Origin of the sequence: Allotabrizicola aquatica (SeqCode), assembly GCF_965194375.1 — a bacterium.
In the GTDB taxonomy this organism is placed as follows: Bacteria; Pseudomonadota; Alphaproteobacteria; order Rhodobacterales; family Rhodobacteraceae; genus Tabrizicola_A; species Tabrizicola_A aquatica.
In genome coordinates this window covers 163,703-187,586 of sequence record NZ_CBDAEL010000005.1, presented here as the reverse complement: position 1 = coordinate 187,586, position 23,884 = coordinate 163,703, and the positions used below count along the sequence as shown (strand labels likewise).

At 60.6% G+C, this 23,884-nt stretch carries 12 protein-coding genes and 1 tRNA gene; 4 read left to right on the top strand and 9 right to left on the bottom strand.

The genetic code is table 11. From position 1 onward, the window contains the following. Nucleotides 1–428 (top strand): transposase (locus tag AC72UB_RS09265; RefSeq protein WP_505189509.1); only part of this gene is annotated, 428 nt, incomplete at its 5' end. Nucleotides 429–921: 493 nt separating this feature from the next. Here AC72UB_RS09265 and AC72UB_RS09260 read toward each other — a convergent pair. The 4 genes from AC72UB_RS09260 to AC72UB_RS09245 all read right to left on the bottom strand — a co-directional run bounded on the left by AC72UB_RS09260 (nucleotide 922) and on the right by AC72UB_RS09245 (nucleotide 5,831). After that, the gene (locus AC72UB_RS09260) at nucleotides 922–3,732 is read right to left on the bottom strand and encodes a hypothetical protein (RefSeq protein WP_505189508.1); all 2,811 of its coding nucleotides are present in this window, start codon (nucleotides 3,730–3,732) and stop codon (nucleotides 922–924) included. 63 nt (nucleotides 3,733–3,795) lie between these two features. Beyond that, nucleotides 3,796–3,987 carry a helix-turn-helix transcriptional regulator gene (locus AC72UB_RS09255; RefSeq protein ID WP_505189507.1) on the bottom strand — a complete coding sequence of 64 codons (192 nt, stop codon included), beginning with the start codon at nucleotides 3,985–3,987 and terminating at the stop codon, nucleotides 3,796–3,798. A gap of 58 nt (nucleotides 3,988–4,045) precedes the next feature. Beyond that, nucleotides 4,046–4,630 (bottom strand): hypothetical protein, encoded by a 585-nt coding sequence (locus AC72UB_RS09250; RefSeq protein WP_505189506.1) that lies wholly within the window; start codon nucleotides 4,628–4,630, stop codon nucleotides 4,046–4,048. After that, complete coding sequence (locus AC72UB_RS09245; protein ID WP_505189505.1) at nucleotides 4,614–5,831, bottom strand: tyrosine-type recombinase/integrase; 1,218 nt, start codon at nucleotides 5,829–5,831, stop codon at nucleotides 4,614–4,616. The genes AC72UB_RS09250 and AC72UB_RS09245 overlap by 17 nt, the downstream gene beginning before the upstream one ends. A gap of 134 nt (nucleotides 5,832–5,965) precedes the next feature. Between AC72UB_RS09245 and AC72UB_RS09240 the strand changes: the two genes are divergently transcribed. After that, nucleotides 5,966–6,574, top strand: coding sequence for a nucleotidyltransferase family protein (locus AC72UB_RS09240; protein ID WP_505189504.1), 609 nt, complete (start codon nucleotides 5,966–5,968; stop codon nucleotides 6,572–6,574). Nucleotides 6,575–6,580: 6 nt separating this feature from the next. Here the strand turns inward: AC72UB_RS09240 and AC72UB_RS09235 are convergent, their stop codons facing one another. The 4 genes from AC72UB_RS09235 to AC72UB_RS09220 form a co-directional block, all read right to left on the bottom strand. Next, entirely contained in the window at nucleotides 6,581–12,613 is a 6,033-nt protein-coding gene (locus tag AC72UB_RS09235) for a Hint domain-containing protein (protein ID WP_505189503.1), read from the bottom strand. A gap of 240 nt (nucleotides 12,614–12,853) precedes the next feature. Then, a complete protein-coding gene (locus AC72UB_RS09230; RefSeq protein ID WP_505189502.1) occupies nucleotides 12,854–16,858 on the bottom strand; it encodes a Hint domain-containing protein in 4,005 nt (1,334 codons plus the stop codon). A 461-nt stretch (nucleotides 16,859–17,319) separates the two neighbouring features. Next, nucleotides 17,320–20,517: a Hint domain-containing protein gene (locus AC72UB_RS09225; protein ID WP_505189501.1), complete on the bottom strand. Its 3,198-nt coding sequence runs from the start codon at nucleotides 20,515–20,517 to the stop codon at nucleotides 17,320–17,322. Between the two features lie 758 nt (nucleotides 20,518–21,275). After that, a tRNA-Leu gene (locus AC72UB_RS09220) sits at nucleotides 21,276–21,359 on the bottom strand. A 217-nt stretch (nucleotides 21,360–21,576) separates the two neighbouring features. Here AC72UB_RS09220 and AC72UB_RS09215 point away from each other — a divergent pair. Continuing rightward, the gene (locus AC72UB_RS09215; protein ID WP_505189500.1) at nucleotides 21,577–22,155 is read left to right on the top strand and encodes a YqaA family protein; all 579 of its coding nucleotides are present in this window, start codon (nucleotides 21,577–21,579) and stop codon (nucleotides 22,153–22,155) included. Continuing rightward, nucleotides 22,152–22,619 (top strand): disulfide bond formation protein B, encoded by a 468-nt coding sequence (locus AC72UB_RS09210; protein ID WP_505189499.1) that lies wholly within the window; start codon nucleotides 22,152–22,154, stop codon nucleotides 22,617–22,619. Before AC72UB_RS09215 ends, AC72UB_RS09210 begins: the two co-directional genes overlap by 4 nt. A 78-nt stretch (nucleotides 22,620–22,697) precedes the next feature. Here AC72UB_RS09210 and AC72UB_RS09205 read toward each other — a convergent pair whose 3' ends face one another. Beyond that, nucleotides 22,698–23,864 carry a deoxyguanosinetriphosphate triphosphohydrolase gene (locus AC72UB_RS09205; protein WP_505189498.1) on the bottom strand — a complete coding sequence of 389 codons (1,167 nt, stop codon included), beginning with the start codon at nucleotides 23,862–23,864 and terminating at the stop codon, nucleotides 22,698–22,700. Nucleotides 23,865–23,884: the final 20 nt, after the last annotated feature.

Here is a 23,884-nt window from a genome sequence, read left to right as displayed (position 1 = left end):
ACTGGTATACCCGCAAGGTGCTGGCCTGGCGGATATCCAACACGCTGGAAGCCGACTTCTGCGTGGAGGCTTTGAACGAGGCGATCCATAAGTTCGGCCCGCCCGAGATCATGAACACGGATCAGGGCAGCCAGTTCACGTCCTTCGTCTGGACTGACAGGCTGAAACGGGTTGGCACCCGGATCTCTATGGACGGCAAAGGGCGCTGCATCGACAACATCTTCATCGAGCGCCTGTGGCGGTCCCTGAAGTATGAATGCGTCTATCTGCACGCCTGGGAAACCGGATCGCAGGCACGGGTCGGCATCGGGCGCTGGATCACCTTCTACAACCACCAACGCCCTCACACTGCCCATGGCGGCCAACCGCCCGCCGTGGTCTACTTTAACCGCATTGAAACCGATCAGCAGGTGCAGGCAGTAGCTTAAACAACCCGGAAAGCTGTCCAAGAGTTGGGGAGTAGCTCAGTTCTCTGCGCCAAACAACAGGTTTGGGAGTGTCACTTCTATATATCAAGTTGCCTACTTGGTCCCGCGTCAGGTCGCTAGATTGTTACTAATGTTAGCATTACAATCCCCTTAGGAAAATCTGTCTCTGCCTGACTCTAGGGGCAAGAACCACCCGCGCCCTAGCCCTGCCTGGAGGACCCGCGATGCCCCCATGCCGGCCACGGGGGGATGTATCGGGCGGGCGGCGGGGTCGGTTGCAGCATGCCGCCAAGACCCCTCCGATGGAAAGGTCAGCACAGCCGGGGGTGGTGTCGGGCAGGGTTTCTATTTGCCGGATTCGGGCAGCGACGGCATTTGTCGCTGCCGCCTTTTCCTCAGGCGCCAGGTTTTCGACCAAGTAGTGAAAATGGGTCATGTGTTGCTCCAAAATGGGTTTGGCGGGTTTGGCGGGTTAGTTTCCCCTGTTGCCATATCAGAAGGGGACAGGATCTTCTTCCGTGTGACTGGGGGCAAAGCCGTTAAACCTGTTAAACCCGTTTTCTGGACCTTCGAGAGCCTGAACCCGGTAAAAGCGGCTTCCGCTTGCGGTGTCTGCCCGGCCAGTGAGACGTAAGCCATGAACGATCCGGCCCTCGCGATGCTTCAGAACACGCCCAAGGCTTTTTGCCGATCGTGCGGCCTTATCGCCCGCGATATCCACAAGGGCGGTTTCAATTGCTCCGCGCCCCGTGTCACATTGCATCGCGACCAAGATTTCCTTGGCGTTGAACTCCGCGCTCCTAAACCTATCTCGCAGCGCGTCGAGGAGGGCAAAGAGCGCATCAGCTTCGGGATCGGCTGCCTGCGCCTCACGCACGAGATCCATTGGGTCGCCGAATTCAGATGGCCGCAGCATCGTGTTCGCAAACACCACGGTTTGGCGCACCAGGTCATCCCAGGCCTCAAATGAGGCAAGCCTGCCAGGTGCCGGTTGTGTCATGTGCGTAAATTTGGCTCGGATCAGTGTGCAGGCCGCAGCCAGCATTGCAATTCGGTTTTCCAGCACCCACTGCAGGGGATCCAGATTGAATTGGCGGGCAAAAGGTTGCTCAGTCTCGGGATCAATACGGCAGATGATGACGCGACGCGGCAAGTCGCCTGCCAATGACAGGTTGTTACCAGTCAGGATTAGCATCGCCCTGTTGGGGATGCGGATCGCCTCGGATTTCCCAAGGACGCGATCGACCATCGCTTCTGCGGTGATAAACGCGGCCATACTGGCGCTGTCAAAAACACCTGTGACATTATCCCAAACCAACGCCTTGCCGCCGGTTCGCAGGGCGGTGAACAGCCGCTTTCGGGTTTCTTCATCGTCACGCCCCTGCGTGTGCGGCCAAACGTCTGGCGCTCGCCCCTCTACGATCGCGCCCACGCAGTTCGCCAGCAGGGTCTTGCCGCTTCCTTGGATTGGAGCATCAAAGGCGATCGCTGGTGAGGTCGGCAAAACAGGTCGGATTGCGGCTGTCAGCACCGCGGCAAGCATCGCGCCCTCGGCGGTCGCATCCACAAATGGAAAGGAGTGGAAAGGGTGTAACAAGGTATCGATCGCGTCCCTAGCCTGTTCTAAGGTCGGATATGCCGGAACGTCTGGCACGGTCTCACCCAAAGGGTCGAACAGCAGGCGCGTCGCAAGGTCATAGCCTGGCGTATTTAGCACGCTGCCATCCGGGCGCACCGTCGGTCCGGTTATGACGCCGTTAAGCGCCTTCAGATTTCGGCGTCCGCCCTGCGCGATGATCTGTTTCAGCAATGCGGGTGGCGGGTCACAATCATCAGGCACTAGCACCTCGCCCTTCTGTATCCATTTCCAGAATTGGGTCACCGTGCCCAAGTGGTGAGCGAGAGCGTTTTCGCAAAGAGGATAGACACGCCCATTTTCAGCAAGGGCAAGCTGTTCGCCAAAGTCAAAGGCAACCGGATCGCGCCGCAATAGTTCAATAGTAGCGGTCGCACCTTCTGCGGTGTGGCCCTTAGCCAGTTCAATCCGGGCAGGTGCGCGATGCAAACGATAGGTCTTGCCGCCGTGCGCGAAGCTGTGAATCGCCGGGCGGCCTTGCATCAAAAACAGCCGTCCGACCAAACGCGCTCCGTCATAATCGGGTTCAAGTGGATCTAGGGTCAGGCATCCATGCCAACGCTCGCGGTTATCTAGTACGGCCCCCACCGACACGGGCAGGACATGATCCCCAGACTTTATATGCAAGACAAAATCACCAGCGAGAACGCCCGTTTCCAACGTCCTGCGCGCGATGCTTTCTGCTTGTTTACTTTTTTCGGGATTACCTCGATCCTCTGGCGGGACCATCTCTTGCACTCGGGCATCAATCCAAGCATCCCGGACACCTTCAGCCTCGGGCTGTGCGGCCCCTTTAGCCTCAGCCTTTATGCAGGCCAGTTTCTCGCGTTCGCTGGCTGTCAGATCCGGGCAAGCTGCGCGGCTATCAATCAGCATCGCACTACCCGCAATGATGACAGGATGGCCGCGGCGTTGTTCCAGACCCGGTCCGCAGGCCGCCCCGCCCGCAAAATCAAGGCGGGACGGCTGCCAAACAGAGGCATCAACCAGCGTCCGCTCGAGCATAGCTCCCGACTTGCTAATTTCGATGTGGCCTTGCCCAGCAAGCCAGAGGTGCGCGGTCAGCGCCGCACCCGCACGCGGAATGTCCACGGCATCTTTCACAAGAAGATAAAGCCTCTGGCCCTTTATGCCCCGCAATTCCCTGTCACCGGACCAAATGCAGCTTGATGCGCTAGGCCACCACAGCATTGCGGCGTCTGCCAGCCCCGGCGCTGCGGTGCGGATCGCCTGTACCAACCCTTCACGGTCCAACGCCGCACCCCCAGCGCTTGGATCATAGTCCAGCATCATAACGCCCGCGCCATCCGGCCAACGGAATGCGTCGTTAGTCCGGGTTGTTGCACCTTCGGGATTACCACTGTTTGCAAATGCTTTTCGGGTCATAACCTTGGATGCAGCGTTGATCGGAACGCCGTAAACCAACGCCTGTGCAGGTGTCAGAGACTGCAAGGTTACAGCTAGGTCATGCAATGTGTTGATTGTCTGCGCTTCGATCTTGCCGCGAACCAAATTACCGCCGGGAGATTTCAGAAGATCACCGCCAGTTCCCAAGGAAAAACCCTTGGAAAGCCGGTTCGGTTCAATCGCGGTAATGATGCTCAGTTTTGCATGTGTCATGCGTTTTGCCTCAGGGATTTGCCCAAGGCGCGAAAAACGTGCTATCATTCCAGCATCAAGCGCCCGCTCGATACCCCAAAGAAGCCCGTCCGCGCGCCATGCGGGCGGGATTTACTTTTGGGAAAGGGCGGCGAGGCGCTGGATGAACGCATCGATCTCGGCTTCGAGATAGCCGACGGAGCGCGGCCCGATTTTCACTGGCTTGGGTGTCTCGCACTTCAGTCGAAGGCGGTACCATGCGGAGCGGCTGAAACCTGTTCTGTGAAGTGCCTCAGGAAGGCGGATGATACGATCTTTCGACATGTGAACCTCTTGGGTTGGTGTGGCATGTCGATTTGAGTAGGCACGCAAAGCGCACAGATCATGGGAGGAAATTGCTGCTCTCAATTTCCCCATACAGCTTATTGCGTTCGTAATAAACTTGCCGGATATGGTCCTCGCTCAAGCCAGACCCTGTGCGGATGCCCTTGGCGGCTTCTGCCAGCAGGCCGCAGGCGGTATCGCCCTTTTCAGGTTGCGTCGGCTTGCTCTCGCCGGAAGTCAGCGGAATCTGCCGATATTCTTTCAGCACCCTGCAAAGTCGCCAAATTTCATGGTGCAGCAATTCGTGGGTTTTGCCTTTTTTGCGCTTCAAGGTCTGCGGCTCGACCACCCCTCGAGCCAATTCAAACATGCATTCGTGGGGCAAATTGATGCCTTCAAGGATGCACTTCGCAATGGCGACGTGAAGCGCCCTTGGGTCAAGCCCTAGCACTAGCGCGGCATGGGCATCATCCGACAGAAGTTGCTTAACATACTCGACACGTGCTGCAGGATTTCCCTGCTTTTCGTGCGCCTCAGCCAAAGAATTGTGAAGGTGTATGAGCAGCTCCGCCCGGCTTGATGCCGCAAATCTTATTCCATATTCAGCTTGTCGCTGCTTCAACCGATCAGCCAGCGGTGACATATTGCGCCCACCCCTCCAGAACTTCTCGCCGTTCTTCCAGAAGATCTGATCGCTGATAAGCGGCGTCCAAGGATGCCTGTTGATGAGCGAGGACGAAGTCAGCAACAGGCTTTCTGATACCCGTCTCGGCCATCCATGAGCCAAGGCAAGCCCGCAGACCATGCACCGTCAGGGTCGGGTCAAATTGCTTGATGGCAGCGATCATGAAGTTTTCATGGGGCGGCTTATGACCAAGCACGTACATTCGACCTGCGCGCGGTCGAAGGCCATCAAGAACCGCGAGGGCCGCCATGCTAAGCGGCTGTCGATGCGCCTTGCGCGTTTTCATGCCGGTGGCCGGTGTGACCCAGATCGCCCGCTCTAGGTCTAAGTGAGGCCACTCCATCAAGCGGATCTCGCCGCTGCGTTTTCCGGTGAGGATCGCCAACGCAAGCCCAGCATGGGCCGCCTTGCCCAACTCAGCTGTCTTGAGCCAACGCCATAGTTCGGGCGCTCGTTCTGGTTCCAAAGCAACATGATGGTTCACCATCCGCGTTTTGGACGGCATCGACCGCACGGGCGGACACACGTTAAACTCAGACCATCCCCGATCCACCGCGTAATCCAGGATTCGCTCGATATTGCCACGCAGTCGCTTGCCCACAGTTTCCCGGCTTAGCCAAATTGCTGAGATAGCGTCAACGATCTCCGCCCGCTTGATCGCGTTCACAGGACGCTCACCAAGCGCTGGGAGGGCATAGTCTCGGACCTGCTGAAAGACCTGACGACGGTAATCGTCATTTGAGATCCCCCCGCTGGCGTGGTCATCAAACCATTTCTTTGCCACCTCCGAAAAGGTTGGCGTCGCGTTTTGGGAGGATACTCGCTCGCCCGTTACAAGCTGTGCTAGGGCCAGCGGCTCCAACGTAACCGCCAATGCGTTGCGGATCGCCTGTATCCCGTGACCCGCCTTGACCAGCCCTTTTACGGCAGCAGCAGCCGCTCGGGCAGCTTCCGATTTTACCTCCGGCCACGTCCCGAGCGTGATATTTGCCCTCTTGCCAGCCACCACAATTCGCGCAACCCATGTCACACGACCCGACGAACGGCAGAATGCGTAAAGGTTGGGGCTGCCTTCAGGAAGCCAAGCCTCTTCCTGACGAGCAGATAGAGCCTCCAAATCTTTGTATCTTAGCGCCACGCGTATACCATCAGTAGCCAAACATCATGGGAATATCTGGCATCCAATGAGACGTAATGCAACAATAAACGTCAACACAGCAAGGAGTTTATGATGTCGTGGGATAAAGATAATGGGGACAGACAGCCCCCCTTTTTTCATGGCATCAACGGGATATGACGCCTGAAATCCGCATCCCCGAAATTCTCATTCTGGCCGCCGGTTCGTCCTCGCGCATGCGCGGCGCCGATAAATTGCTGGAAGAGATTGACGGCGAACCCCTCCTCACCCGCAGCGCGCGTGTTGCATTGGCCACCGGCTGCCCGGTTACGGTGACCTTGCCCACCGATCGGCCCGCGCGGCTGGCGGCGCTTCAGGGTCGGGCTGTCACTCCGGTCATCGTGCCTGACGCGGCCAAAGGCCTGGCGGCAAGCCTCATTGCGGGGCTCGGTGCCCTGCCCGCCTCGGCGCCGGTTCTGATGGTCTTGGCCGATCTTCCCGACCTCACAACCGAGGACCTGCAAGACTGCCTTGCGGTTTGGGCTAAGGATCCGCTCGCCATCCCGCGCGGCGCGGCCGCGGATGGCACGCCCGGCCATCCGGTCGGCTTTCCGCCCGACCTGCGGGCCGAGCTTTTGGCACTGACCGGCGACACCGGCGCGCGGGACGTCCTGACGCGCCATGCGGATCGGCTGCATCTGGTACGCTTGCCCGGCACCCATGCCACGACCGACCTTGATACGCCCGAAGCTTGGGCCCAGTGGCGCGCCGCGCGGCCGCGATGACCGTCCTCAACCGCGCAACAACACCCGCGCCTCATGCGCCTTGAGCGACAGCCGGGCTGCGGGAAAATCAAACTCTTGGCCCGCGAGTTCGGGAAACAGCGCCAGAACCTCATCGGCCTGCGCGCGATCCATGCCGTCCAGCATCCGCTGCGCCGGCTGAAAGCTTTCGGTCCAAGCCCCATTGGCGCAAATGATCTCGTGGCGGTCAAACATCACATGGACATAGCGCACCGCCGCGCTCAGCTTAACCTCCACCCCCGGCAGGGACGTCAAATGGGTGGCCGCCACCAGCACCTCGGGCTCGCCAAACAGCATCTCGGCGCGCGCGCCTTCGATCACCATGCGGTGCTGCGGTGACACCGTCATGGCGCGCGTGGGCAAACCATGGCCCAAGGCCCCAACCCCAATCTCCACCGGGCGCAGCGCCGGATTGACGATCAAATCAGCCAAGGACAACCGCTTGGAGCCGACCCAGCGCAGGGTCTGCAACCCGTTGTCGCGCGTCACCACCCGGTCCCCCGCGCCCAGATCCTCCACCGCCACCTCGCCCCGCTCGGTTGAAATCAGCGTGCCGGGGGTAAAGCAGGGAACGACCTGTTCGATCCCGGTAAAGGTCATCGTGCCAATGACAGCGCCGTTGACGTCCAGAAACTGCACTGTGCCGTTTTCGGCGTTCAGCGGGTCATAGATCACATTGGTCAGCGCCCAGCCCCAAGCGGTCAGGTCGAGAACGTCGAAATCTCCGGTATTCTCGTCACCCGCCGCCGTGTCGCCGAACCCATCCGTGCCCGTGCCGATAACGATGGTATCATTGCCAAAACCACCGCTGATGCTGTCGGCCCCAGTACCCCCAATCAGCAGATCATTGCCATCACCACCGAACAGGCTGTCGTTGCCCCCGCCGCCTTGAAGCGTGTCATTGCCCGCATCGCCGAACATCCGGTCATCACCAAGCCCGCCTGACAGGCTGTCCACCCCCAGACCACCGTAGAGGGAATCGTTGCCCGACCCGCCGATCAGCGTGTCATTGCCCGACCCGCCTTCGGCATGGATCATTGACGACGCCGCCGTGCCGTTCAGAAGGTCCGCGCCGCTGCCAAGGGTGACGCGCTCGAATTCCGAGAAGGCAACGCTGCTCGTGCCATCGGTCGCTGTTCCAGCCTCAGACCCGGTGAAGTTCACCGTCAGGTTCGTGGTGACAAGGCCAAGATCAAGCTGGTCGATATCCCCGACGTTCTCCCCACCCTGCGCGGTGTCGCTGCCCCAGCCATTGGCGAATTGCACCACATCATTCTCGGTGCCGCCAAAGATCTGGTCATTGCCCAGGCCGCCGACCAGCGTGTCCGCGCCAAGGCCGCCCGTCAGGGTGTCATTGCCAGCGTCGCCCTGCAGGCGGTCATCGCCATCCTCGCCGAACATCCGGTCATCGCCGAGCCCGCCTGACAGGCTGTCCACCCCAAGACCGCCGTAGAGGGAATCGTTGCCAGACCCGCCGATCAGCGTGTCATTGCCCGACCCGCCTTCGGCTTGGAACATCGACGCCGCCGCCGCGCCGTTCAGAAGGTCCGCGCCGCTGCCCAGCGTGACGCGTTCAAACTCCGAGAAGGCAACGGTGCTCGTGCCATCGGTCGCGGTTCCGGCCTCAGACCCCGTGAACGTCACCGTCAGGTTCGTGGTGACAAGGCCAAGATCAAGCTGGTCAAAATCCCCAACGTTCTCGCCGCCCTGCGCGGTGTCGCTGCCCCAACCATTGGCGAATTGCGCCACATCATTCTCGGTGCCGCCAAAGATCTGGTCATTGCCCAGGCCGCCGATCAGCGTGTCCGCGCCAAGGCCGCCCGTCAGCGTGTCATTGCCAGCGTCGCCCTGCAGGCGGTCATCGCCATCCTCGCCGAACATCCGGTCATCGCCGAGCCCGCCTGACAGGCTGTCCACCCCCAGACCGCCGTAGAGGGAGTCATTCCCCGACCCACCGATCAGCGTGTCATTGCCCGACCCGCCTTCAGCATAGATCATCGACGACGACGCCGCGCCGTTCAGAAGGTCCGCGCCGCTGCCAAGGGTGACGCGCTCGAATTCCGAGAAGGCAACGCTGCTCGTGCCATCGGTCGCTGTTCCAGCCTCAGACCCGGTGAAGTTCACCGTCAGGTTCGTGGTGACAAGGCTAAGATCAAGCTGGTCAAAATCCCCAGCGTTCTCGCCGCCCTGCGCGGTGTCGCTGCCCCAGCCGTTGGCGAATTGCACCACATCATTCTCGGTGCCGCCAAAGATCTGGTCATTGCCCAGGCCGCCGACCAGCGTGTCCGCGCCAAGGCCACCCGTCAGCGTGTCATTGCCAGCGTCGCCCTGCAGGCGGTCATCGCCATCCTCACCGAACATCCGGTCATCGCCGAGCCCGCCTGACAGGCTGTCCACCCCCAGACCGCCGTAGAGGGAGTCATTCCCCGACCCGCCGATCAGCGTGTCATTGCCCGACCCGCCTTCAGCTTGGATCATCGACGCCGCCGCCGCGCCGTTCAGAAGGTCTGCACCGCTGCCCAGCGTGACGCGCTCGAATTCCGAGAAGGCAACGGTGTTGGTGCCATCGGTCGCCGTTCCGGCCTCAGACCCCGTGAACGTCACCGTCAGGTTCGTGGTGACAAGGCCCAGATCAAGCTGGTCAAAATCCCCAGCGTTCTCGCCGCCCTGCGCGGTGTCGCTGCCCCAGCCATTGGCGAATTGCACCACATCATTCTCGGTGCCGCCAAAGATCTGGTCATTGCCCAGGCCGCCGACCAGCGTGTCCGCGCCAAGGCCACCCGTCAGCGTGTCATTGCCAGCGTCGCCCTGCAGCCGGTCATCGCCATCCTCGCCGAACATCCGGTCATCGCCGAGCCCGCCTGACAGGCTGTCCACCCCCAGACCGCCGTAGAGGGAGTCATTCCCCGACCCACCGATCAGCGTGTCATTGCCCGACCCGCCTTCAGCATAGATCATCGACGACGACGCCGCGCCGTTCAGAAGGTCCGCACCGCTGCCCAGCGTGACGCGCTCGAATTCCGTGAAGGCAACGGTGTTGGTGCCATCGGTCGCTGTTCCAGCCTCAGACCCGGTGAAGGTCACTGTCAGGTTCGCGGTGACGAGGCCCAGATCAAGCTGGTCAAAATCCCCAGCGTTCTCGCCGCCCTGCGCGGTGTCGCTGCCCCAGCCGTTGGCGAATTGCACCACATCATTCTCGGTGCCGCCAAAGATCTGGTCATTGCCCAGGCCGCCGACCAGCGTGTCCGCGCCAAGGCCACCCGTCAGCGTGTCATTGCCAGCGTCGCCCTGCAGCCGGTCATCGCCATCCTCACCGAACATCCGGTCATCGCCGAGCCCGCCTGACAGGCTGTCCACCCCCAGACCGCCGTAGAGGGAGTCATTCCCCGACCCGCCGATCAGCGTGTCATTGCCCGACCCGCCTTCAGCTTGGATCATCGACGCCGCCGCCGCGCCGTTAAGAAGGTCTGCACCGCTGCCCAGCGTGACGCGTTCAAGCTCCGAGAAGGCAACGGTGTTGGTGCCATCGGTCGCCGTTCCGGCCTCAGACCCCGTGAACGTCACCGTCAGGTTCGTGGTGACAAGGCCAAAATCAAGCTGGTCAAAATCCCCAGCGTTCTCGCCGCCCTGCGCAGTGTCGCTGCCCCAGCCATTGGCGAATTGCACCACATCGTTCTCGGTGCCGCCAAAGATCTGGTCATTGCCCAGGCCGCCGATCAGCGTGTCAGCGCCCGCCTCGCCATTCAGGACGTCGTTGCCAAGGCCGCCATCCAGCCAGTCAATACCTGCCCCGCCGAACAGGGTATCAAGCCCATCCCCACCGATCAGGCTGTCATTGCCATCACCACCAGACAGCAGGTCGGCGTCTGCGCCGCCGTCGAGGGTGTCGCTGCCAAGGCCGCCCGTCAGCGTGTCATTGCCGGTGTTGCCTTGCAGACTGTCATTGCCATCCTCGCCCAAGAGGCTGTCATTGCCCTGATCGCCTTGCAGGACATCATGATCGGCGCCACCCTGCAGCGTATCATTGCCATCGCCGCCGAACAGCTGATCGGCGCCGGCACCGCCATTCAGAAGATCGTTGCCCAAGTCCCCGACAAGGACGTCGACCCCATCATCGCCGAAGATCTGGTCGTCATCGGTTCCGCCCGACAGAACGTCATTGCCAAGCCCACCATAGAGCGTATCCGCCCCGGTTCCGCCAAACACGCTGTCGTTGCCTGCGTCCCCATAAAGGACATCATTGCCGTTGCCACCATCAATCTGGTCTGCCCCGGCGCCCCCGAAGAGCGCGTCAGCCCCATCTCCGCCAATCAGGCTGTCATTGTCGTCACCACCATAAAGAAGATCGGCGTCAGCCCCACCGTCCAGCGTGTCGGCCCCGAGCCCGCCATTGAGCGTGTCCGCGCCGTCCCCACCAGAAAGACTGTCATTGCCGGCATCGCCAGCGAGGTCATCCTGCCCATTGCCGCCGAACAGCACATCGTTGCCATCGCCCCCGGACAAAACGTCATTGCCCCCCGTTGCGGCGGCCACGTTGTTGGGCTGGGTGTTGACATAGTATGCATACCACATGCCCGCGCTTGTGGTGGTGCCCGTTCCTGCCAGCGAGATGGTGGTATAGGGCACGTTGATGTTCAAAGTCCCAACTGTCGCGATGGTGGTCCCGCTGCCAATCCGCACGATCTGGCCCGCACCATTGATCTGGTAGATCCCCGCGCCGTTGAACGTCACCGTGCCATTGGCAATGGCGGTCGTCAGGTTTTGCGCCACGCCGTCGATCGAAATCGTCAAGGTCTCGACGCCCGAAACGCCATTGAACAGGATCCGCCCACCCGAAATCTGGCTGCTGGCCGTATGGGTATGGGTTTCTACCGAGTTCACATCGCCTAGGAGAAACCCGGACACTGTGCCGTTGGTCCCCGTGGTCAGCGTCTCGTTTGATGTCGAGAAGACCGAGAAATTCGGCCGCCCCGAACTGCCGATAACGGCCTGTGTCGGCGCGGTGATCTCGGTGTAGCTTTCCGTGTAGGTAACGGCCACGCTGTCGGCACCGCCAAACAGCGTATCATTGCCCACCCCGCCAAACAGGCTGTCATTGCCCGACCCACCATCGATGCTGTCGGCCTCGGTGCCGCCATCGGCCCAGTCATTGCCTTGGCCCGTGCTGATCTGGTCATTGCCGGACCCGCCATAGACGATGTCATTGGCCAGACCCGAGATCACCGTGTCATTGCCCGCCCCCGCCAAGACATAATCGGCATCGCCCGTGGTGCCGGAAAAGCCCGTACCATCTAACCGGTCAATGCGGTCGCCCTCAGGGTCAGCGGTGTAGTTCAGATCTATCAGATCATTGCCAGCCGTGCCCTCAACCACGCCATCGCCCAAGAACGGCTGACCGCCCTCAAAGCCCATGGACCAAATGCCCGCCGGATCTTGGGTGTCAAAGTCATTGCCGGCATAGGTTGCGAGAAATGTCGCGTCACCCGAACCTTCCACCAGCGTCTGGCTGCTGGTGCCGTTCGAAATGCCCACCGTGGCATTGCCGTAGCCGCCATTCGCATAGCCGATGGAGCTATAGATATACTCGATGTTGACATCGCCACTGCCCAGATTGGTCAGCACAACCTGAAAGCTGTTGGTCCCTGTCCCACTAAAGGGCGCGACGTTCAGCCAAGTGACGATGAACCGGCCGGTGGAGGCGTCCAGATCCCAATAGATCTCGCCCCCTTTCGAGATGTCGATGTCGGTCCAGAACGGCGCGATTGAGGGCTGGCCAAGCGTGGTCAGCGCGGCCGACGTATAGGCCGGTTCCGCCGAACCAAAGGTCAAGAGCCCGTTGGTGTTCACAAAGACTGACGTATAGGTGGTGCCGTAAAGATTGATCCCCGAAGCCCCAAAAACCGAGCTTAGGCTGACGTTGATCGAGCCGTCATCAAGATTGCCTGTTCGGCCACTCGCCGTGGAAAAGGTGTTTTCACCGTACCCTGCCGTGCCGCCAAGGCCAGAGATCAGCGTCGCCATGGCTTAGGCCCCCCTCATAGGCAGGGGCAGCCCGGGCACCACAATCCCAACGGTCGTCACAGTCTTGCCACGATATGCCAGCGAATATGCCAAGGTGAGGTATCTCCAGTTTGATTAAATCTGGAAATACCGAGGTATCGTGCAAGGAATGAGGCACTGGCGGGGTTTGTTTCCGGCAAAGCAACATAGACGGGCCGCAAGCGGGGACCTTAAGCGGCCTTGGTGCGACGGGCGAACTCTTTACGCTTTGGTCAAGGCGCGCGCCTCCCGTGCCGTTAGGGTCAGGCGGGCGCTTTGGAACTGGACCCCCTGCGCCAGTTCGGGAAACAGCGCCGTAATCTCAGCGCGCTGGTCGCCCTGCAGGGCCTCCATCGTCAGATCACCGGGTTGGAAGCTTTCTGACCACGCCCCATCCGCCCGCACAATTTCATGCTGGTCAAACAGGATGTGGAGATAGCTCACACCGCGGCTGACCCGCTGCTCGATGCCGGGCAAGCCCACAAGATGTTTGGCCGCAACCAACACCTCGTTTTCACCAAACAACAACTCTGCCCGCGGCCCAGTGACCAGCATGCGATGCTGCGGGCTGACCATTATATCGCGCACGGGTAGGCCGGCACCCAGCGCGCCTCGGGCGATACGGACCGGGTTAAAGCGCGGCTCAACAATCAACTCGGCATGGCTCAGATCGCGGCGCCCGGTCCAGCGGATCGGCTGATACCCGTTATCCCGCGTTAAGACGCGATGGCCGGGCTGCAGGTCCTCGACCGCCAGCTCACCCTGATCGGTCAAAATCTGCGCGCCCGGTGTGAAACAGGCCACCACTCTTTCGATGTTTGAGAAGGTCATCGTGCCGATCACGGCACCGTTGGCATCCAAGAACTCAACGATGCCATTCTCGGGGTTGTTCACATCATAGATGATATTGGTCGCCGGATGGCCCCAAGCTGTCAGGTCCAGAACGTCATAATCATCGCCGCCTTCGCCGCCATCGACCACATCATTGCCAACGGCCGCAGTGACATCGCCCGTAAAGAAGGAGTCCAGGCCATCGCCGCCAAATAGGCTGTCATTGCCAGTGCCACCCAAAAGTGTATCGCGGCCGTCGCCCCCGAAAAGCTGGTCATTGTCGCCGCCGCCGATAAGGCTGTCATTTCCGTGACCGCCGAACAGCGTGTCATGGCCCGCATCACCGCGCAGGGTATCGCTGTCTTCATCGCCAAAGAGCAGGTCGGCCCCAACGCCGCCGAGCATCGAATCCCCGCCGGTTCCGCCGTAAAGCGTGTCATTTTCCGACCCGCCCTGCATAAAGTCGAAACCGCCCTCAGCATAAGCTTCGATCCCTGTGGTCGCAGCACCGCCAAGGAACGCATCACCCGATGTACTGCCCCTGACAACTTCGATTTCAGAGAATGTGCCACTGCCCAGGTTGAAGCTGAAGCTGCCAGCCTCGGCTGTGGTATAGGTGATCGTGGCCCCGGTGCCACCAAAGGTCGCATCGACCAGCTGCAGCCTATCAAGGTCGGTGCCCCCCTCGCCCCCAATGATCGTGTCGACCCCTTCCCCCCGCGCGTAGACGAAGGTATCGGCCCCGTCGCCGCCGTTGATTAGGTCATCACCCGTGCCGCCATAAAGCGTGTCATTGCCGGAATGGCCGTTCAGAGAGTCGTTGCCCGCATCTCCGTGAAGGACATCATCGCCTTCTTCGCCACCGAGGCTGTCATCGCCCGTGCCGCCAAAGGCCAGATCGTCATTGATCCCCATCCACAGCACATCATTGCCGCCGCCACCGTAAAAGGTGTCGTTGCCCTGACCATTCGGGGCAAGCATTTCATCGTCAAAGATGTCACTGCCCGCGCTGCCCGTAATCTGGTCATTGCCGCCGAGCGATTGAATGTAGGTGTAGCCATTGTTCAGGCTGGCATCGACCACATCCGCCTGCTGGGTCAGGATCAGCTGTTCAATCTCAGAGAAGGTCACCGTATGGCCGGTGACGGTATCGGTCACCACGCCTGCGCCGGGGGCGGTGAAGACCACTGTGACCGGGTTGGTCAGCCCCGACAGATCCAGCGTGTCATAGTTGGTGCCGCTTTGGCCACCGATGACGGTATCTTGGCCAAATCCTGCGGTGACGTAGAACACGTCATTGTCGCCACCGCCATAAAGTGCATCATTGCCCGCGCCGCCGTTCAGCGTTTCGTTGCCATCCCCACCATAGACTGTGTCATTCCCCGACCCGCCGACAATCGTGTCGTTTCCGGCACCAGTTTCGACAACCAGCCCCGTCGCATCTGACACCGCCGAGATAAAGTCGTTGCCCGCCCCAGTGACAATCCGCTCGATCTGCGAGAACGTCGCGCCTCCGCCCCCGGCGTGTGAGGCGACGCCCGCCTCATTCCCAGTCAGGGTGATCGAGACGTTGGACGCGGCCGTCAAACTCAGCGTGTCAAAATCGATGCCGGTTTCGCCGCCTTGAACGCTGTCGGTGCCCTGCGCCAGACCGATCGTGATCGTGTCCGCATCCGCACCGCCGAAGAGCGTGTCATCGCCAGCATCACCGGCCAACTGGTCATTGCCCGCATCGCCCGAGATCAGATCTTCGCGATCCCCGCCCGAGATGGTGTCGTTCCCATCGCCGCCATAGAGAAAATCGTCGCTCAGACTGCCGCCCAGATCGACGATCAGGTCATCGCCGGCGCCACCATAGACAGTGTCGGTATTGTCGCCGCCATCCAAAGTGTCATTGCCGTAGCCGCCGTAAAGGAGGTCAACCTGACCGCCACCAAAGAGGCTGTCATGACCTTCTCCCCCGTAAAGCGTGTCATCGTTGAAACCACCAAACAGGTTGTCTCGGCCCGCGCCACCAAAGATCAGATCATTGTCGTTGCCGCCCGAGAGGTTGTCATTGCCGCCATCGCCATAGATCGTGTCATTGCCAGCGCCCCCATCGACGCTGTCATTGCCCTCACCTGACGCGACCCAATCATTGCCCGCGCCGCCAAAGGCTGTGTCGTCGCCCGTCCCGGCATAGATGATGTCATTGCTAAGGTTGGCGGTGATGCTGTCATTGCCCGCACCTGCCAAGACATAGTCGGCGTCAGCCGTGGTGCCGCCGACACCCTGACCATCATTGTTGTCAATCCGGTCGCCATCCGGATCGCCCAGATAGCCCACCTGAATAACATCATTGCCCGCCATGCCCTGCACGATGCCATCCGGCCCTGTGACTGCAACGGTTTCAATAAAGATAAAGCCGACGTCCGTGTTGCCTTGGGTGTCCAACACCGTATAGCTCAGCGTGTTGGTGCCAAGATCTCCATCAGAAAACACGGTCACGGTGCCATCGGCGTTCAGCCGCACCTGCTCACCAGTTGCGAAGGTCACGATTTGACCAGCGACGACAGCCGTGCCGTTGATCTGGGTTATGGTCAGTCCCGCGTCGGTTTCATCCCGGTCATTGGCCAGAATGTCAAACGTCCGGCTGGAATTCGCCGTCAGCTGGATCGTGTCGTCCATCGCCAGCGCAAAAGTCTGGATCGAGTTGCCCATGATCAACAGGTTTGAGTCAAAGGCCGAGTCACCGCCATCGGCGATGCCGATCTTGATGGTGTTCACCTGCCCTGGAGTCACCGGAGCCTTGAACGACAGCACATAGGTGAAGCCGTCCATTTCGGTGTTGAACTGATCGGCCGTGTTATCGCGGTAAAGGTTCTGGTTCACCCCGCCGTTCACACTGTCGATCGCGATATTGCCCGCAACCGAAATCGTCGCAGGCACAAAATTGCCGTTGATCCAGACGCCAAAGGCGTCATTCACGCCGCCGTTAACATATTCGGGATATTCCTCGGACGAGAACACGAACTGCATCGTGAGCATATCGCCGGTCGGGATGAAGCTGGCGTTCAGAATCGCTCCGTCAAAGGTGGCCATGCCCGCAACAGCGTTCAACTGTGCGTCGCCATCGATACCGCCCAGCGGATTGGTTGTGAAACCGGCCTGGGTGTTGGTGTCCGTGGTCCCCGATGAGTTGGTAAAATCGGTCACGTTACCCGTTGACAGGATGACCCCGGTGTCCGTCGGCACGATGCCCGCGATCGTGCTAAGCGCACCGCTGTAGATGCCCGACTGAACTGCATCCCCCTGAAAAGACGCAGAAGTAACTGTGATGCCATGACCAAAGATGGCGTTTGCCATGTCCAGAGCCGAAGCACTGGTGTTGATGGTCAGCTCATTCGCAATTGGCATTGCCCGTTCCCCTCAACCTTCAACCACGCCATCGGCGCACACGCGTAAACAACTGGCCTTTGCCGCGTCGCCTCAGCGGCGCGCGGGGTCATGACCTTAGAACTTGGCAGCACTCAGCACGGGCATCGTCTTATCCTTCCGCGGCCACATGTGTTGGATGCAGCCCGGTCTTCAGGATTGGTTATCAAGGAGATTTGTGGGGAAACCTTGGAACCAAAGTGGTCAGTTCGTGTCCAATCCGGGCGGATTCAGGGCACTTGCGCCAAAAGCTGGCACGCAACCGGTCACCGCCCCGCAAACGCGGTGATTGACCGCCGCCACATCGAGGCGCCAAAGACACCCGCTGGGCAGAAAAGGCCCCGAACATGGTAAACATCGCGCAAAACAACGAAAAAGGGGCCCTTGCGGGGCCCCTTTTCCTGCGGCCGGAGAAACAATCCCCGGCCACGCTGCATAAACGGTTATCGCACCAATAGCCGGGCCTCGTGCTTTTTCAACGTGCGCCGGGCGGCTTGATAGTCGTTCTGCCCCGCCTCGGTCTGCAGTTCGGGGAAGAGTTCAAAAATCTCGGCGCGCTGGGCGTTGCCCATGCCCTTCAAGGTCAGATCACCGGGCTGGAAGCTTTCGGTCCAAGCCCCGTTGCCCAACACCACCTCGTGGCGATCGAACATGAAGTGGAGATAGGTCGTCCTGATCGAGTCAATCGACTGGATGCCGTTCGCCGCCACCAGATGCTTGGCCGAGACCAAAACCTCATGCTCATCGAAGTAGAGCGCGGTGCGGTCATTGGCCACCAGCATGCGGTGGTTGGGCGACACCATCATATCACGCTCGGGCAGGCCGTTGCCAAGGCTGCCCTGACGGATCAGCACCGGCTTCAGATGCGGAGCGGCGGCCAAATCGCGCCAGCCCAGCTGCTTTTGACCCATCCAGCGAATTTCCTGAATGCCATTGTCGCGGGTGATCACCCGGTCGCCAACCTTCAGATGTTCCACAGGAACCTCACCCTTCGGCGTCGCAATCAGCGTGCCGGGGGTAAAGCAGGGCACGACGTTTTCGATGTTGGTGAAGGCCAGCGTGCCAGTCGGATTGCGGTCGGCATCCAGGAAGGTGACCGTGCCGTTCTCCGGGTTCGTCGGATCATAGACAATCGACAAGGGGCCAGAGCCGCGCAGGTCCAGCGTGTCAAGGTCATCGCCGCCCTCATTGCCGTCGATCACATCGTTCAGACCATGACCCTGCACAGTGACAAGGAACACATCACGGTCGTTGCCGCCCGCCATGCTGTCGGCACCCTGACCACCGATCAGCGTGTCATTGCCGGCACCGCCGACCATGCTGTCCTCGTCGATGCCGCCATCCAGCAGATCATTGCCAGCGCCGCCAAAGAGCGTGTCATCGTCGTCGCGGCCAAAGATGGTATCATCGCCTGCGCCGCCGTTCAGCAGATCGCGGTTGTTGTCCGGCCGTAGGTCCACCGCATCGGGCAGATCCAGCGCCTCACCCAGAACATCGTTCAGACCGCCATAGATCAGGTCATTGCCGTCACCACCGTCGATGGTGTCAGCCCCTTCGCTGCCCCCGATGATGTCATTGCCCAGACCGCCTTCGACAAGGTCAGCGTCTATCCCGGCATCGATCACGTCATTGCCCGCGCCACCGATGATGGTATCGGCATCATCGCCGGTCAGGATGGTGTCGTTGCCAAGGCCACCGGTCACCAGATCGCGGTCATTGGCCGGGTTGGTATCGGCCGGATAGGCACCGGGATAATCGATATCAGGCAAAGGCGCTGTGCCCGAGGTGTCGATAACGTCATCCCCGGCCCCACCATCAACGGTATCATTGCCCTCGTTGCCGATGATGCTGTCATTGCCCAGACCGCCAAGGATCGAGTCATCGCCGATGTTGCCCTGCAGCGTGTCATCGCCGTCGTCACCAATGACCGTGTCATTGCCAAGGCCGCCAAGGATGGTGTCGTTGCCGACACCGCCAGTGACCAGATCATCGCCCGCGCCACCAAGGATATCATCATCCCCCGCATCGCCGCGGAGGGTGTCATTGCCCTCGTTGCCCTGCAGGCTATCATTGCCGATGCCGCCCAGGATTGAGTCATCGCCCAGACCGCCAACGATCTCGTCATCGCCCGCGTCGCCAAACAGCGTGTCGTTGCCCGCATCGCCAAAGATGCTGTCATCGCCCAGACCGCCGGTCACCAAGTCATCGCCCGCGTTGCCGTTGATCGAGTCATCGCCCGCATCACCGCGCACATCGTCATTGCCGTCGCCCGCCAGCACGGTGTCATTGCCTGCACCGGCCTGAATGATGTCGTCATTGCCCACTTCGCCGGGCAACAGCGCATCGTTGGCATCCACGCGATCGGCGTCGAAGGGGTCGATATAGCCCGCGTCGATTAGATCACCGCCCGTGGTGCCGCGCACGATCCCGTCACGCACGCCGTCGGCCCCGACTGTAATGGTCCAAGTGGTGCTGTCGGTCAGGCCCTCTTCGTCCACGATGGTGTAGTTGACCACTGCCGCCCCGGTAAAGCCGGGGGTGGGGGTGAAGGTCAGTGTGCCATCGCCGTTCACCACGACCGTGCCGTTCGGGCTGGTCGGCGTGCCGGAAATCGCCACGGTGTCGCCGTCAACATCAGTGTCATTGCCCAACACTGCAAAGGTCACCGGGGTGTTGAGCGGGGTGGTCGAGGTGTCGGGGTTCGCCTCGGGCGCATCGTTCACCGGGGTCACGGTGACGGCCACGGTCGAGGTCGAGGTGTTCCCGTCCGGATCGGTCAACGTATAGGTGATGGTGTCCGGGCCGTTGTAGTTCGGATCGGGCGTGTAGGTGATGGTGCCGTTGGGATTGAGCGTCACGGTGCCATTCGGCGCCTCAGCCGAGGTCACGGTCAGGGGCTGGCCAGTCGGGTCGGTGTCATTGGCCAGAACCGGAATGGTCACCGGGGTATCTTCCGCCGTGGTGGCCGTGTCGGGGTTGGCATCGGGGTCGCCGCCGCCATTGTCCACCGTGTCCGACAGCTGGAACATGCTGACCGAACCTTGGAAGTGCTGGTCCACGTTGTTCAGAAGATTCGGGCTCGACGTCGCCTGACCTGCGCCAATCATCCAAGGCTGGTTGATGCCCTGCCCGCTCATATCCATGGTCAGGGTGTTCGGCACATCATCGGCAAAGCTGCCGCCCGTGGTGGTGTTGTTGATGATAAGCTGACCGCCCGCGCCGCCCTGATCCCACGAATAGCTGAGGTTCAGGCTGTCGCCCGGATTGGCAAAGCCCGGTGCCGTGCCAAAGGTCTGGGTGCCGGTGGCCGTCTCATGCGAGATGACGACAGCGCCATTGGCCAGAATTTCAATGCGATAGCCGCCGTCCGTGGTGCCCGAGCTGTCCCGCGACAACAGGGTCTGCGGACCGCTCAGCGCGTCGCCGCCCAAGGTCCAAGCGATGTCGAGCGTGCCACGGTCCAACTGGAAGGCCGGATCGGGGTAAATCTTGATGAGGTCATTGTCCCCATCCAGCACCGCCTGACCCGCCGCAGCTGTGGCCCCGTTCAGATAGACACCGTTCTGGGCGCCATTTCCAAGAGCACTGTCGCGCGCAGTCGTGTCAGCGTCATCGAAGGTGTAAAGCGCAAAAACCGGCATGTAATCATCCTCGCTACCACAGGGTCACACAAACGACCCTACCGACCTGATGCCCCCGTCCGGAATGGAAACAGGAGCGCGCAGGGCCCAACCGAGGTCCCGCGTTCAAGATGCCTGCTGCATGCGCAGATTGAGGAATAAGAGATGCCGTTCGGGGAAATCCCCGTTCACATGTGAACCTGTCTGTGAACCATCAGATCTGCAGATGACCCGATGCCTTGGCAGCGCTTCCTTCACAACCCGTGGCGTCTTGCGACACCTAACCACATAACAGCCGCCCCCACGGCCAGATGTCCCCCGAAAAGGACCAGTCTTGGATAGCCGCTCTGAGCCCTCAGGTGAAGAAAAAAAGACGAAAATATGTTTAAAGCTGATGCGTACGGAGCCATATTTCCGGCTACAAGGCCCTTGGATCTTTCGCAAATGAGGGGCGATTGTTCGCAATATTGCTTCAATCTCAGCCAGCAAGATCAAGCAAAATTGTAGATTTCTTGAAAATCACGCCCCGGCCACCCGCAACACTGTTTCAAACTGGGAAACAACGCAGATGCATCTGTGGCATTCATCAATTGCGCTCTTTTTAAGGCAACCTCTGTTCGACTCTGTTTCGAACTGAGCGTCAATGCAACGAAATCCCCGCAACCATCCGCAACACCGCGCAGATCAGCCGACGGGCGGACGCGAATCACCAAGGCTTATTCGAGCATCGCGGGCCGAAATCGACCCAGTCCAACAAGGATAGAGATATCGGAGAAAGCTGGTGCCCGAGGCGAGACTCGAACTCGCACGACTTGCGTCGGAGGTTTTTGAAACCTCTGCGTCTACCATTCCGCCACTCGGGCCAGCGAAAGGGGGTTTAGCCGCCCCGGCGGGCGGCGTCAACGGCCCACGCCAAGGAATCTGGACCGAAATTGCTTCGAAAATCCAGCGCGCCCTTATCTGTTGCTTGACCCCACCGATCCGCCATGATTGGCAAAGCCAAAGACGCAATCACCGCAGCCCCAACAAACCCACAGGCCCGCAAAGGGGCCGCGCCGCCGCCATCTGGAAAGACATTTCGTGATACGTTCGCTTTACCTTTGGACCCTGCGCATGGCCGAACATCGGCACGCGCTTTGGGTTTTGGCCTTTGTCGCCTTCATTGAAAGCTCGGTGTTTCCCATTCCCCCTGACATTTTGATGATCCCGATGATCATCGCCGCCCCCCGCCGCGCCTTTATCATCGCGGGCGTTGCCACCGTGGCCTCGGTGCTGGGCGGGATGTTCGGCTATTGGATCGGAGCGGTCCTCTTTGACAGCATCGGCCAACCCATTTTGGCGCTTTATGGCCAAGAGGCGCATTTCGACACCTTTGCGCAAAACTACAACGCCTGGGGCGCCTGGGCCGTATTGATCGCCGGGGTAACGCCCTTTCCTTACAAGATTGTTACCATCCTGTCGGGCAGCACCGGGCTGAACATCTGGGTGTTCCTGTTCGCCTCGATCCTTGCCCGTGGCCTGCGCTTTTTCCTTGTGGCTGCACTTTTGTGGAAATTCGGCGCACCCATTCGTGACTTTATTGAACGGCGGCTTGGGCTTATGTTCTCTCTTGCTATGGCCCTTCTGGTCGGTGGCTTTTATGTGGTGAAGTTCCTGTGACCCTGACGCGCTCTACCCTTGCCCTCTTTGCCCTTGCCGGGTCCGCTGGTCTGTTGCTGGGGGCACTGGCCTTTCAGCATCTGGGCGGGCTTTACCCGTGCATCCTGTGCCTGTGGCAACGCTGGCCGCATCTCGTGGCGCTCCTCCTCGGCCTTGCTGCACTGAAATGGCAAGGCCCTGCCCTGCCCGCGCTGGCGGGACTGGCTGTGCTCACCTCGGCCGGTATTGGCGTCTATCACTTTGGGGTCGAGCAAGACTGGTGGGCGGGCCTGCAGCAATGCGCGGTCAATACGCTGGCCGATGTGTCTTCGGCCGATCTTCTGAACACCGATGTAAGCGTGGGCAGCCCGGCCGCCTGTGACAAGATCGCGTGGTCCTTCCTTGGCCTGTCGATGGCAGGCTGGAACGTGCTGGCCTCCACCCTTCTTGCAGGGCTCTGGGCGTTGGCGGCCCGCAAAAGCTGATCGCCCTACCGGGCAGCTTGCTGCGTTCCGCGTGACAGGGGCGACGCTGGCCGATCTCGCCCAATGGGTGGCCCTAGATTATCCTAGCAGCCGCTGCCCCTCTTGCAGCGCAAATCGGTCCGTCATCCCCGAGACATAATCGGCCACGATCCGCGCCAGTTCCGTCTCGCCTTGCGCCGCCTCAATGTCGTGCCGCCACTCTTGGGGCAGCAACTCAGGCCGCGACAGAAACAGCGGGAACAGGCCGTTGACCACCTCGGTCACCTCATTGCGCATCACGACGACCGAAGGCGCGCGATACATCCGGGTGAAGAGGAACGACCGTATCGCCTTCAACTCCTGATACAGCGGCTTGGAAAAGCGGATCATCGTGGTGCCCATGGCGCGGATCTCGTCCACCGATTTTGGCTGGGCCGAGTCAAGTCGCCCCCGTGCCACCGCGATCACATCCTCCACCATCCGACCAAAGACGCGCCGCAAAGCCTCATGCCGCCGCCGCATCTTCTCAAGACCGGGATAGAGCCGATCCACCTCTTCAAAGGCGGGGCCAGTGACCGGCAGTTCCATCAGATCCGCCTCGCTGAACAGGCCCGAGCGCAAGCCGTCGTGCAGGTCATGATGGGAATAGGCCACATCATCGGCAATCGCCGCCACCTGCGCCTCGGCACTGGCATGGGTGTGCAACTCCAGATCCCAGGCTGCGTTCACCTCGGCCAGCGCATAGGGCAAGGGACCGGCATGCTTGGCATCGGCATTCGGGCCGATGACGGGGCCATTGTGCTTGGCAATCCCCTCAAGACTTTCCCATGTCAGGTTCAGACCGTCAAAATCGGCGTAGTGCCGCTCAAGCCGCGTCACGATCCGCAAGGCCTGCGCGTTATGGTCAAACCCGCCATAGGGCGCCATCAGCGCCGCCAAAGCATCCTCGCCGGTATGGCCAAAGGGGGTGTGGCCCAGATCATGGGCCAGCGCGATACATTCGGCCAGATCGGTGTTCAGCCCCAGAACGCCCGAAATCGTGCGCGCCACCTGCGCCACCTCGATCGAGTGGGTCAACCGCGTGCGATAGTAATCGCCCTCATGTTCCACAAAGACCTGCGTCTTGTGCTTCAGCCGCCGAAAGGCCGATGAATGGATAATCCGGTCGCGGTCGCGCTGAAAGGGGCTGCGAAACGACGACATCCGTTCGACAAAAAGCCGCCCGCGCGAGGCGTCGGGCTGGCAGGCATAGGGGGCAAAGCTCATCTTCCGCCGTTCTTGTTCAA

What these genes read in the sequence shown, in the direction of transcription:
- AC72UB_RS09260 (WP_505189508.1), bottom strand. Translation starts at nt 3,732, where the DNA reads ATGATAGCACGTTTTTCGCGCCTTGGGCAAATCCCTGAGGCAAAACGC.
- AC72UB_RS09255 (WP_505189507.1), bottom strand. Translation starts at nt 3,987, where the DNA reads ATGTCGAAAGATCGTATCATCCGCCTTCCTGAGGCACTTCACAGAACA.
- AC72UB_RS09250 (WP_505189506.1), bottom strand. Translation starts at nt 4,630, where the DNA reads ATGTCACCGCTGGCTGATCGGTTGAAGCAGCGACAAGCTGAATATGGA.
- AC72UB_RS09240 (WP_505189504.1), top strand. Translation starts at nt 5,966, where the DNA reads ATGACGCCTGAAATCCGCATCCCCGAAATTCTCATTCTGGCCGCCGGT.
- AC72UB_RS09235 (WP_505189503.1), bottom strand. Translation starts at nt 12,613, where the DNA reads ATGGCGACGCTGATCTCTGGCCTTGGCGGCACGGCAGGGTACGGTGAA.
- AC72UB_RS09230 (WP_505189502.1), bottom strand. Translation starts at nt 16,858, where the DNA reads ATGCCAATTGCGAATGAGCTGACCATCAACACCAGTGCTTCGGCTCTG.
- AC72UB_RS09225 (WP_505189501.1), bottom strand. Translation starts at nt 20,517, where the DNA reads ATGCCGGTTTTTGCGCTTTACACCTTCGATGACGCTGACACGACTGCG.
- AC72UB_RS09205 (WP_505189498.1), bottom strand. Translation starts at nt 23,864, where the DNA reads ATGAGCTTTGCCCCCTATGCCTGCCAGCCCGACGCCTCGCGCGGGCGG.